At 38.8% G+C, this 12,798-nt stretch carries 7 protein-coding genes; 2 read left to right on the top strand and 5 right to left on the bottom strand.

From position 1 onward, the window contains the following. Nucleotides 1-12: 12 nt before the first annotated feature. The 3 genes from I6E80_RS05495 to I6E80_RS05505 all read right to left on the bottom strand — a co-directional run bounded on the left by I6E80_RS05495 (nt 13) and on the right by I6E80_RS05505 (nt 6,249). A complete protein-coding gene (locus tag I6E80_RS05495) occupies nt 13-1,863 on the bottom strand; it encodes a glycoside hydrolase family 13 protein (RefSeq protein ID WP_197185022.1) in 1,851 nt (616 codons plus the stop codon). Between the two features lie 2 nt (nt 1,864-1,865). Next, nucleotides 1,866-3,356 (bottom strand): tryptophan halogenase family protein, encoded by a 1,491-nt coding sequence (locus I6E80_RS05500; RefSeq protein WP_197185023.1) that lies wholly within the window; start codon nt 3,354-3,356, stop codon nt 1,866-1,868. Nucleotides 3,357-3,465: 109 nt separating this feature from the next. Continuing rightward, nucleotides 3,466-6,249, bottom strand: a complete 2,784-nt coding sequence (locus tag I6E80_RS05505) for a TonB-dependent receptor (RefSeq protein ID WP_170071017.1) — start codon at nt 6,247-6,249, stop codon at nt 3,466-3,468. A gap of 662 nt (nt 6,250-6,911) precedes the next feature. Between I6E80_RS05505 and I6E80_RS05510 the strand changes: the two genes are divergently transcribed. Then, complete coding sequence (locus I6E80_RS05510; protein ID WP_197185024.1) at nt 6,912-8,534, top strand: alpha-glucosidase family protein; 1,623 nt, start codon at nt 6,912-6,914, stop codon at nt 8,532-8,534. A gap of 92 nt (nt 8,535-8,626) precedes the next feature. On the opposite strand, the gene I6E80_RS05515 is transcribed toward I6E80_RS05510, so the two are convergent. Next, entirely contained in the window at nt 8,627-9,172 is a 546-nt protein-coding gene (locus tag I6E80_RS05515; RefSeq protein WP_007582598.1) for a TIGR00645 family protein, read from the bottom strand. 239 nt (nt 9,173-9,411) lie between these two features. Between I6E80_RS05515 and I6E80_RS05520 the strand changes: the two genes are divergently transcribed. Continuing rightward, the gene (locus I6E80_RS05520; RefSeq protein WP_007582596.1) at nt 9,412-9,654 is read left to right on the top strand and encodes a hypothetical protein; all 243 of its coding nucleotides are present in this window, start codon (nt 9,412-9,414) and stop codon (nt 9,652-9,654) included. A gap of 315 nt (nt 9,655-9,969) precedes the next feature. Here I6E80_RS05520 and topA read toward each other — a convergent pair whose 3' ends face one another. Then, nucleotides 9,970-12,678: a type I DNA topoisomerase gene (gene topA / locus I6E80_RS05525; RefSeq protein ID WP_197185025.1), complete on the bottom strand. Its 2,709-nt coding sequence runs from the start codon at nt 12,676-12,678 to the stop codon at nt 9,970-9,972. Nucleotides 12,679-12,798: the final 120 nt, after the last annotated feature.

A 12,798-nucleotide genomic window follows, 5' to 3' on the forward strand; every position in this document is an offset into this window, starting at 1 on the left:
TCACTTAAACATTCACGGCGTATTAATCACTAATACCGTAGCAGCCATTGGCTTTAAGTTAATACTGTTAGTTAGTTTAAAAGTGTGTTGTTTGAATAATACCTGCGCATTGGCATTTTTTGGTATAACTTCTTGCATGTAATCAAGATTATGCTTTTGTGTTACTTTGTTTTTATTCATAAAAACTAATACTGTTTGCGTATCACTAACACGAGCATAACTATACACACCATTGTTCGGACTAAAATGAACGAGCTTACCCTTTGTAAGTGCCGGGCTTTGCTTTCTAAAGTTAAGAAGCGTGCTTATAGTCTTGTGCATATCGCGCTGCTCTTTACTTAAACCTATTCCAGTAAACGCATTGGCGTTTTGATTTTTAAACCCACCTGGAAAATCAATACGTATATCACCATGATCTTTACTCGGCGTGTTATCCAATAATATTTCGGTTCCATAATATATTTGAGCAATGCCGCGCGTTGTTAAAAACAAAGTCATCGCCATTTTAGTTTTAGCTAAGTCTTGCCCAAGCTCCGTATATACACGGCTCATATCGTGGTTATCAGCAAACACCATAATGTTATTGGTGTCTGGGTATAAAAAATCGTTAGCTAATGACTGATATACTTTAACCCAGCCTGTGCTCCAACTTTCACCTTCATTTAAAGCTCGAATTACCGCCTCTTGCAACGAAAAGTCCATCACACTGAGTAAGCTTGACACATACCCATCTTGATTAACTTTACCGCGCTGCCAATACGACGCTATTGCAGGGTTTGAAGTCCACTCTTCGCCAACAATATTAAAGTGTGGGTATTCATCCATAATGGCCTTGGTCCAATCACTTAAAAACGCTTTATCTGAATAAGAATAAGTATCTACACGAATACCGCTTAAATCTGCGTATTCAATCCACCAAATTGCATTTTGAATCAAATACTCATTTAATAATGGTTGGCGCTGATTTAAATCGGGCATGCTAGCGACAAACCAACCATCGCTAAATTGGCGTTTATCGTAGTTACTTGCGTGTGGATCTTGAATTGTTTGGCGCGCATGGCTTGTGGCATTTTTGCCATTTTCAAACTGCCCATTAAAGTTAATCCAATCTTGAGTTGGTTTATCCTTCATCCACAGGTGCTCAGAGCCAAAGTGATTAAGCACCATGTCCATAACAAGCCCAATGCCCTGCTCTTTAGCCTTTGTTGACAACGTTTTATACAACTGGTTTGAACCCATACGTGGATCAACGTTGTAAAAGTCTGTAATCGCGTAACCATGATAAGAGTAATCAGGCATGTTGTTTTCAAGCACAGGTGTTAGCCAAAGCTGTGTCACGCCTAGATTATTTAAATACGGTAATGCGTTAATCACACCTTGAATATCCCCTCCATGTCGCCCGCCTTTAAAACCTGGGTTTGCAGCTTCTAGCATGCTTTTAACGGTGTCATTTGTGGAGTCGCCATTTACAAAGCGATCTGGGTTAATTAAATATAAAGCATCTGCACTTGTGAAACCTTGGCGTTGCGCGCTATTTTTATCTCGGGTAAATAAAGGAAACTCAAAGCTATGCGCTGTATTAGTGCTGTTAAACTTGACCGTTCCTGCTTTGGCGTTATCGCTAATATTTAAATGAAGGAAAGCATAATTAGGGTTGTCGGTACGTGTTACGTTATTAAGTTCAACCCCTTTATACTTATCTAATTTAAATTCTTCGTTAGCTATATTTTGCTCATGCACGAGTACTGTAATGTTATTTTTATTCATGCCGACCCACCAATTGGCAGGCTCTACATTAAGTGCATAACTAAAGCTTGGTAAGCTACAAGCGCTTACGAGTAAAAGTGTGTTTAAAAATCGCATTGTTATACCTTTTTAATGCTGGCTAAAAAATTCTGGTGAGTTGGTAACTGCGTTACAGTTGAGCTGATCAACGTTTTTAAAGTAGAGAATAAATCGCTCAGTTGATCATCACTTAGTGAATCAACAATACTGTTATAGTCATCAGGGATAAGCCCTTGCCCTATCATGACTTGCTGCCAAGCAACTTCGGCGAATAGTTCATCATCTTCACGTATTACTTTGCCTGTGTGTTTAAATAAATTCAGTTTATGGGTAAGGGAATTTGGTATATCCATTTGCATGCATTGACGCCAAAACGGGGAGTCTTCTCGCTCGGTGAGTTTATAATGCAAAATAATAAAATCACGTATGTGCTCTAATTCAATAACGCTTTGTTTATTAAACTCCGTTACTAACGCATCGCTAATACCGTTGTGTGGAAATAGCTTAATTAAACGCGTAACCGCAGTTTGAATTAAATGAATACTGGTTGACTCTAGCGGCTCTAAAAAACCACTTGAGAGGCCAACCGACACCACATTTTTATGCCATTGCTTTAAACGCCGACCTGTTTTGAATTTTATAATACGGGGCTCTGTAATTGGCTCAGCGGGTAAGCTTTTTAGCAGTAACTGCTTAGCATCATCATCTGACAAGTATCTACTGCAATAAACAAGGCCATTACCAATACGATTTTGCAGTGGTATTTGCCATTGCCAACCAGCACTATGTGCAATAGATCGCGTATAGGGCTTAAGCTCATGAGTACTTTTTGTTTGTACGGCTACTGCACTATCGCATGGTAAGTAATGAGACCAATCAATAAAACCTGTATTTAGTGTTTGTTCAATTAATAGTGCACGCAGCCCGGTGCAATCTATAAATAAATCCCCACTAATTTGACTGTCGTTATCCAGTGCTAGGCTTTTAACATTGCCTGTATCGCATTGTTCAACGTGGCTTATTTTTGCATCTATGTGTTTAACACCGCGCGATATAGCCAACTTTTTTAAGTATTCAGCGTAAAGCGTCGCATCAAAATGATATGCGTAACTCAGCCCAGGTAGTTGGGTATTAGGAATTGTATTGAGGGGTGCAAACTTATGCTGTTTAGCCGCTTGGTAATTGAGTGAAAAATCCCATAAGTCGTCTTCGCAACCCGTAATTTGACCTTTTAGCCAAAAGTTATAAAAATCGCAGAAGGGAAAATCTTTACCGAACGAGCCAAACGCATGCATGTAGCTATGCCCTGGCGTTTTCCAGTTTTCGAACTCTATACCTAATTTTATTGAAGCATTAGTGGCATTAATAAAATCTTGCTCGTTTATACCCAGCGCGTTATTAAGTTGAATAATGGGCGGTATCGTTGCTTCACCCACTCCTACCGTACCAATAGCTGATGATTCTATTAGTGTGATATTAATTACTTTACCTAACACTTTATTAAGCAGTGCTGCTGTTATCCACCCTGCGGTACCACCGCCTGCAATTACCACGTGTTTTATTGGTTTCATATTATTATCCACGTTTTATTAAATTTAAGTACGGTTAAAAAGTTAGGTAAACTAGCTATAAAAAAGCCCCTGTAACACAAATTACAAGGGCTTCTACACACAGCTTTTATTATAGCTTGTAGCTAAAGCCTAACAAGTAAGTGCGACCGTAATCTTGGTAATCACGTACTTGTAAAGCATTGTCGCCTGAAAGCGACGTAAACGGTTCTTCGGTTAGGTTTTGTACTTGGAACTGAATTGATAAACCTTCAAGGCTCTCTATACCTGCTTCACTAAAGTCGTAACCCGCTTGAACATCCCAAATAGTTTCACCTAAAATATCAACTTGTTCCGTATCAAAGCCTAAACCATATACATCGCCTTTAAAGGCACTGCGTTTGCGCATACTGGTACGTAACTGCATACCATGCATTTCGTAGTAAACCGTTAAGCTTTGAATTTTATCTGAAAGACCAGGTAGTTCGTATTCGTTACCGTTTTGGTCCTCAATATCAGACTCAATACCAGTATGGCTGGCAATTAAACCAAAACCTTCAAGAGACGGATGGAAAATTTTAAACGGTAATGCCAGTGACAACTCATAACCATATAGATCGCCACCGCCGCCATTTATTTTACCACTGCCAGTACCCGATGATGTTGCTGGTAATTCTCCGGTAGATGGATCTGCAACACCCGACATATCAATTGCGTAAGTACCGTCAAAAATCCACTGAGTTAAATCTTTATAGAAAAACGCTGCAGAGAAGTAACCCTCATCACTAAAGTAATTCTCGTAAGTAAAATCGTAGCCTGTTGCTTCTTTAGGCTCTAAATTTGGATTACCACCCGATACAGACCAATAGTTACCATTTTCATCTGGCGTTTGATTATATGACGCATTAACTGATGAATTCATTTCATCTAAGCGTGCACGAGAAATTGTTTTAGCAGCACCAAAACGTATCGTTTGTTGCTCATCAATCGCAAGTGACAGGTTTAAGCTAGGTAATACGTGTGAGTAATCATGACTTATGTTTGTAGGTGATGTAACAACCACACCATCAACAGTACTAAATGCATTACCTTGTGATGATTGATCAGTTTGTACATAACGCACGCCCACGTTACCCGTTAATGCAAGACCGCTTACTTCAGCATTAATATTTGCTTGAACAAATGCAGAAGTAATTTCTTCTTTTACAGTCCACGATTTCGTCGCATGACTTGTATTTGTTAAGCTCTCTGCAAGTAAGTCGTAATAACCATCGTTAACTAAGCCATTTACGTCATAAGCAATCATATCGCCCATGCCTATAAAGCCTAGGTCAACACTTCCGTTACGGTACTGTTCTGGCACGCTAAGCATGCCTGGGTTATCAAGCGAAAAGCTAGATAACGTCATAAAGTAACCTTCTGAATCTTTTGTTTTCTCACGTTCTTTGTAAGACATACCAAATTCAATAGAGCTTATGTACTCGTTTTCTAATACCTTTGAAGCCGCTATTTTTAATGTTGATAATTCATCTTCAATGGTCGGTGCATTAATAAAACCATCTTGCGCTTGGTTTTCATACTCAGTGCCAGTCAAACCATATTTATCGTTAAGTGCAGAGCTTGCACCCCACGATAGTGGGCCACCTAATTGTATTAAACCATAATCGCTATAATCTAAATCATGTGAAAAAGTAGCTCCAGTGTTACCACCATTAAATGTGTAACCCAAGTTATCTGCTACCCCGCGAGCATCACCACGACCAGTGCCTGAATAGCTTTCAACACTCCATATTTTGCGCTCTACTTGTGAGTAACTTGCATCAAACTCAACTGACCATGAATCGTCAATATCGTATTTAGTATTAAAACCAAAGGCTGTAAGTTCGGCTTCGCGTTCTTCATAATCGTTACGAACTACAACACGCTGACCTTGTGTTACTGCACTTGTTATAAAGCCAGATGCTTCATCAACTACAACACTATTTGCATCAATACTACCTTGTCCCCATGCAAATGGAACTTCAATACCGCGTAGAATTTTTTCATCTGTAAAATCTACATATAACGCATCAAACGTCATATTTAATTTATCTGTGGGCGCCGCTTCTAAAACAAGCATTGCCGAATCACGCTCAAGCGTTGATGAACGTACGTAAGGTTTAGCACCACCTAAAATTGAATAATCGTTACCATTTTCAGTGAATTCTGGATAACCCCATGAGTTCCAACGTTTTTCTTGATTTGGTGAACTCATGGTGTTTAGTGCAAATGCAACACCAATGGTATCGTCTGCAAATTGATCAATGTATGAAATAGTGCCTCGGTAACCGTCGTCGTTGCCGTCAGGGTTTAATTTACTAAAGCTGGTTTGCTCATACTGTCCATTTACTTGTACAACACGTTCGCCTTTGCTTAAAGGACGAACTGTTTGCATATTAATAACACCAGCAATACCCTCAGCATCAATACTTGCATTTGGCGTTTTATAAACAGTTACACCGCTCATTATTTCTGATGGGTAAAGGTCAAATTCTACACCACGGTTATCACCAATCGATACTTGTTCACGACCATTAAACGTTGTGCCACTTTCATTCTCGCCAAAACCACGAATAGAGACACGACTTGCTCGGCCGTCTAAGCGCTGAGCTGTTAAACCGGGTAAACGCGCAATCGATTCAGCAATTGAAGAATCTGGCAATTTACCAATATCTTCAGCCGATATAGATTCTACAACCTGTGTAGAGAAGCGTTTTGTGTTAATAGACTCAACCACACTGCCACGAAAGCCTTTAACTTCGATAACTTCTACATCATCTTTTTTTATTGTATCTTCTTGAGCAGCCTGTGTAGCAAAGCTCGATAAGCCTGCAGCTGTTAATGCCAAAGTTAATATACTTGGTTTGAACATAGACATAATGTTTTCCCGTTACCCATATTGTGATACCCGCGTTCAATGTTTAAGTGATAGTTAAACAAGGCGAGCTAATTTTGTTGTCAGGATGAATATTAACGCCAGATTTATTTTATTAACAACTTTATGCATACGTATTCAACAATTTCAATGTAGCCTAACATTAACACATATTACACACGTGTATTTTTAACCAATTGATTTTATTGGTAATAAGATAGATAAAAAACACAAGACAAACATCAATAGTCAAATCAATTCTATTGAAACTTAATGGCACTTTTACTTAAATGTAAACAAGGTGAAATTAATTATCACTGTCAAATAACGTTTAAATTATTCCACATTTACCAAGCGTTAAATTGGTCAGACCAATTCATATAGATCCTGGGATATATTTCCCTTACAGTACAATCTGTTAGATTCAATTTAACTAATAAATCAATGACTGACGTAATTGGTAAACAATAGATACGCAAAATGAACGCTACTAAAGCTATTCTAAGCACTTATTTTTAATAAATTTATTGCATTATTTTTAGTGCATACGTATGCAGACTTTTTACAGGATTAAAGGCTTCACGTATGCTTTTTGCAAATAACGTGATTAATCGTAATCACAATAAAGAATAGTCTAAATACTGTGTGGAATGACGGAGAAAAGCATGACCCAAAAGCAGTGGTATAAAGGTGCGGTTATTTATCAAGTTTATCCGCGTAGCTTTCAAGATAGCAACAACGATGGTATTGGTGATTTAAAAGGGATTATTAATCGTATTGATTACATTAAAAGCTTAGGCGTTGATGCAATTTGGATTTCACCTTTTTTCAAATCGCCAATGAAAGACTTTGGCTACGATATTAGTGACTACCGTGACATTGACCCGCTTTTTGGTGATTTAAACGATTTTGATGAACTTATTAGCCAAGCCCATGATCGCAATATTAAAATTATAATTGACCAAGTACTAAGCCATACATCAGATCAACACCAATGGTTTACAGATAGCCGCGAAAATCAAAATAACGATAAAGCGGATTGGTATGTTTGGGCTGAAGCCAAAGATGACGGCACAGCACCTAATAATTGGCTGTCTATTTTTGGTGGTGGCGCATGGCAGTGGGAACCTCGCCGTGGGCAATATTATTTGCATAACTTTTTAACCGAACAACCCGATTTAAACTTTCATAACCCTGACGTAAGACAAGCTGTACTTGATAACGTAGAGTTTTGGCTTAAAAAAGGCGTAGATGGCTTTAGATTAGATGCTATTAACTTTTGCTATCACGATGCACAACTTCGCGATAACCCAGCTAAACCAAAAGATAAGCGCCAGGGTCGTGGTTTTAGTGAGGATAACCCATACGCATTTCAGTATCATTACTACAACAACACTCAGCCAGAAAATATTGAGTTTATGCAAGACATTCGCACATTACTTAATAAATACCCAGGTACAGTATCGCTTGGAGAAATCTCATCAGAGGATTCATTAGCGACTATGGCGCAGTACACCCAAGGTGGCGATAAGCTGCACATGGGATATAGCTTTGAGCTCTTAACAAATGATTATTCAAGTGAATATATTAGAACCACGGTTCAAACTCTTGAACAACGTATGACTGAGGGTTGGCCGTGTTGGGCATTTAGCAACCATGATGTAGAGCGCGTAGCGAGTCGCTGGAGTGAAAATGGCATAATAAACCCTCAGCAATGTAAAATGCTAACCGCCCTACTTGCTTCCCTTCGTGGCAGTGTATGTATGTACCAAGGTGAAGAGCTTGGTTTAGGCGAAGCATCTGTTGCCTTTGAAGACTTACAAGACCCATATGGCATTACATTTTGGCCTAATTTTAAAGGGCGTGATGGCTGTAGAACACCAATGCCTTGGGAGCAAATTGATTCATCTCATGCTGGTTTTAGTGATGTGAAACCTTGGCTACCCGTTGATCATGCACACAAACAGCAATCAGTTGCGATGCAAACAAATGATAGTCACTCAATTTTAAACGCCTACCGTGAATTTATGGCGTGGCGAAAAAAGCAAACAGTTTTACTTGAGGGTGATATTGAGTTTATTGAAACGCCTGAGCCTGTGCTTGCTTTTTATAGAACGCTTGGAACGCAAAAAATGCTTTGCCTGTTTAATCTAAGCTCTCAACAAACTAATATTGGTATGCCGACATCAATCGTTAAAGAATATAACGAGCTTAGCCACCACAGCGCAAAATTAAGCCAAGACAGACTAACGCTTGAGCCTTTCGCTTGCTTTTATGCAGAGTGTTAATGACATCAATAATTACACTCAATGTTACAGCTAAGCTCTAAACATAAAAAGCCCAAGTAAATTACTTGGGCTTTTTTGTGCATTTAATTTTTCTAATGACTTTGGGTTTTACTGTTTAAGTAATCAGTTAAAGCAAATAAAACGCCTGACATTACAAACGTGACATGAATAGTCACTTTCCAAAGTAGCTCATCACTTGGATATGCACCTGAGTTAATAAAAACTTTTAATAACTCAACAGCAGAAATAGCCACTATCGCACTTATTAATTTCATCTTTAGACCTGAAAAACCAACTTTGCCCATCCAAGATGGTCTGTCTTCGTGATTATCAATATTAAGCTTAGAAACAAAGTTCTCGTAACCACTAAATGTAATGATCAGCAATAACCCCGCTAATAATGCCGTATCAACTAAAGTTAGAATACCGACAAGTAACTCTTGATTGGTTGCTGTAAATGTCGCAATACCCATTAAATAAAGCTGCTTAAAAAACTTTATTAACAACAGTACAACTGCAAATAGTAGACCCACAAAAAATGGGGCTAGTAACCAACGCCCTTTAAAAATAAAAGATTCTAATGCATGCTCTACTTTATTAGCTTGGCGTGGTTTTTTATTAGGGGTGTGTGATGACATTGGTTTGACTTTTAATTAAAAAAGCGACCTTAGCTTATAAACCACTACAACACAATGTTGCGAAATCCTGACAAGTGAATTACTCATCCTCACGATAAAAATATTTCGTTATCTTTTATTTCGTTTTCGTTTAAAAATCAATATACCAACAGAGTTGTTCTGGATTGGGCACTACTGGTTTAAACCTAACCTTAAACTGGGTAAATCAGTCATCACACCATTTTTTTAGGAATAAACGAATGAAAAAAGCATTGCTAGCATTAATCGTAGCACCACTATTTGCAGTATCTGCGACTTACGCGGTAGCAGACGATGCGCCAACAGCTTCAGCCGAAATGGTAAAAGAATACACAGAAATGTGTGTTAACTGGGCTAAAGATGATGACGTAAGCAATGAAGAGCTAAATGCCTACGTATTAAAATGCGTAAATGATGAGCTTGAATCTGAAGGCTATAAAAAAGTATCTTCTGTTAAGATTTAATCATACCAATTGCATTAAATTAGTGAGCTATTATAGCGCTAAAAAAATAGCTCAATAGCAAGTCGAAAAGCATGACATATAGTTGTTTTATATAAATGTTTTTTAACACAGTGAGTGGGTTATTTAGTGCAACATAATGACCATGTTTTTAATAAAATTGGTATCTCCAATACGCTTAGTTGAATGTACTGCTAATAAAGCCGTTGCGAAAACATTTAACTAGGCACAAAAAAACCGGAATAGACACAAGCTGTGCGTTCCGGTTTTTTTATAGTTTTTAAACCTATAAAAAGTTATGAATAAGCGATAATGTGCTTATTCATCTTCTTTTTTAGCTTTAGCTTTAGGCTTTGCTTTAGTTGGTGCCTTTTTTGCAGCAGCTTTCTTTTTAGGTGCTGCCTTTTTCTTCGCTTCTTCTGTCCATTTACCTGCTTCATAATGAGCAGTCCAGCCAGTTGCTTTGCCGTCAACTTCAGTCATAACATACTGAGCTTTATTTTTACGGCTGTAGCGTACAACAGCAAGATTACCATCAGGATCTTTAGCAGGTGCATCTGCTAAGTAATAAAACTTAGGCGAGATACGGTCTCTAAAGCGTTTTAACTCTTCTACCTTAGGTGCACGTGTTTCACGAGACTTGGGAAAAGTATTTGCAGCTAAAAATATACCCGCGGCGCCATCACGTAATACGAAATACGCATCTGACTTTTCACACTCTAACTCAGTAATGTGAACAGGATCTTCTTTTGGTGGAGCAGCTTCGCCACTTTTAAGTAGTTTACGTGTGTTTTTACACTCGTCATTATTACAGCCAAAGTACTTACCAAAACGACCCGATTTAAGTTCCATGTCAGAACCACATTTATCACATTCGATAATTGGTCCGTCATAGCCTTTAATTTTAAAGGTACCTTCTTCAACAATATGCCCTTTACATGCCGGGTTATTACCACACACATGTAATTTACGGGTTTCGTCGATTAGGTATGAGTCCATTGCAGTTTCACAAATAGGACAACGCTTCATTTGCATTAACTTTTCAGTTTCTACATCTTCTACATCAGCTGCAACAGCTTCATCACCCGACACTAAGTTCATTGTCGTAGTACAACGCTCTTTTGGCGGAAGGCTGTAACCAGTACACCCTAAGAAAACACCGGTTGATGCCGTACGTATACCCATTTTTCGGCTACATGTAGGGCATTCAATATCGGTTTCAACCATCTCGTTAAGACGCATGCCACCATTCTCTGGCTCGTCTTTAGCGACAGTTAATTGCGTTGAAAAATCAGCATAAAACTTATCTAGAACTTGAGTCCATACACGCTCGCCTTCAGCGATATCATCTAAACGGCCTTCCATTTTAGCTGTAAAATCAAAGTTCATTAAATCAGTGAAATTTTCAACCAAGCGATCAGTAACTATTTCACCCATTTTTTCAGCAAAGAAACGGCGGTTTTCTACACGTACATAACCACGATCTTGAATCGTTGATATAATTGACGCATAAGTAGATGGACGACCAATACCGCGTTTTTCAAGCTCTTTTACTAAACTTGCTTCACTAAAGCGCGCTGGTGGTTTAGTAAAATGTTGCTTGGGATCAAGTTCGATTAAAGTAAGGATCTCACCTTCTTTAACAGCCGGTAGTGATTGATCTTCTTCGTTTTTCTTACGTACTGCAGGTTGTACTTTTGTCCAACCATCAAAGCGGAGCACACGGCCTTTCGCTTTAAGCTGGAAGTCGTTAGCCGCAACAGTTAGTGTTGTTAAATCGTATTCAGCAGGTACCATTTGGCACGCTACAAACTGACGCCAAATTAGCTCGTACAGCTTTTTAGCATCGGCGTCTACACCTTCAACATGACCAGATAACACGGTAACGCTTGAAGGACGTATTGCCTCATGCGCTTCTTGTGCATTGCCTTTGGAGCTGTAGCTAATTGGATCTTTTGGTAAGTATTTAGCACCAAACTCGTTTGTTACATACTCACGACACATTTCAACGGCATCTTTTGAAAGATTAGTTGAATCGGTACGCATATATGTAATATAACCGCCTTCATACAAACGCTGAGCAAGCATCATGGTCTTTTTAACGCCATAACCTAAGCGTGTACTTGCCGCTTGCTGCATGGTTGAAGTAATTAATGGTGCACTTGGGCGACTTTTACTTGGTTTTTCTTCAACACTAATTACTTTGTATTCTGCATTCTCAAGGCTTTTAACCGCTGCGCTAGCCTGAGCTTCATTTACAGGCTTAAAAGGCTTTCCTGCTTGTTTGGCTACTTCTAAACGTAACTCAGACTCAGCATTTTTAACGTCAGCGTGAATATCCCAAAATTCTTCAGGGATAAAAGCCTTAATTTCACGCTCACGCTCTACTAATAAACGTACCGCAACAGACTGAACTCGTCCTGCAGAAAGTCCACGGGCCACTTTAGCCCACAATAAAGGTGATACCATAAAGCCAACAACACGGTCTAAAAAGCGACGTGTTTGCTGAGCGTAAACCATATCAGTATTAAGCTCGCCAGGTGTTTCAAACGCTTGCTGTATTGCGTTTTTAGTAATTTCGTTAAAAACTACGCGCTTATACTTAGCAGGATCACCACCAATGATTTCTTGAAGGTGCCAAGCAATTGCTTCCCCTTCTCTATCCAAATCCGTTGCGAGATATATTTGGTCTGCATTTTCTGCCAGCTTTTGTAATTCTTGAACAACTTTTTCTTTACCAGGCAGTATTTCGTAATGCGGATCCCAGCCTTGGTTTGGATCAATACCCATACGCGCGACTAAGTTTGTATAATCTCGTTGCTTTTTATACGCTGCTTTCTCTTCAGGTTCCATTTTACGAACTTCTGCTGGCGTTTTACTTGCCGGCACTTTAGCTTTGCTCGAACCTGAAGTAGGTAAATCTCGTACATGCCCAATGCTGGACTTTACGATGAAGTCATTACCTAAATATTTATTAATTGTTTTAGCCTTAGCAGGAGACTCTACAATTACTAGCGATTTGCCCATAGTTGCCTATTTCTAACCAAATATTAAAAATGTGTTTTGCCGACATAAGCGGCGCGAATATTTATAGGTATATCTACAAACACTAGTTGTTACAAGCTTTTAATACAAACTTTTCAGTAT

Source organism: Pseudoalteromonas sp. NSLLW218 (genome assembly GCF_015864775.1).
Taxonomy (GTDB): domain Bacteria; phylum Pseudomonadota; class Gammaproteobacteria; order Enterobacterales; family Alteromonadaceae; genus Pseudoalteromonas.

Bases quoted from the DNA above. Each gene is read 5' to 3' on its own strand.
- I6E80_RS05515 (WP_007582598.1), bottom strand. From the start codon at position 9,172: ATGTCATCACACACCCCTAATAAAAAACCACGCCAAGCTAATAAAGTA.
- I6E80_RS05520 (WP_007582596.1), top strand. From the start codon at position 9,412: ATGAAAAAAGCATTGCTAGCATTAATCGTAGCACCACTATTTGCAGTA.
- I6E80_RS05500 (WP_197185023.1), bottom strand. From the start codon at position 3,356: ATGAAACCAATAAAACACGTGGTAATTGCAGGCGGTGGTACCGCAGGG.
- I6E80_RS05495 (WP_197185022.1), bottom strand. From the start codon at position 1,863: ATGCGATTTTTAAACACACTTTTACTCGTAAGCGCTTGTAGCTTACCA.
- I6E80_RS05505 (WP_170071017.1), bottom strand. From the start codon at position 6,249: ATGTCTATGTTCAAACCAAGTATATTAACTTTGGCATTAACAGCTGCA.
- topA (WP_197185025.1), bottom strand. From the start codon at position 12,678: ATGGGCAAATCGCTAGTAATTGTAGAGTCTCCTGCTAAGGCTAAAACA.
- I6E80_RS05510 (WP_197185024.1), top strand. From the start codon at position 6,912: ATGACCCAAAAGCAGTGGTATAAAGGTGCGGTTATTTATCAAGTTTAT.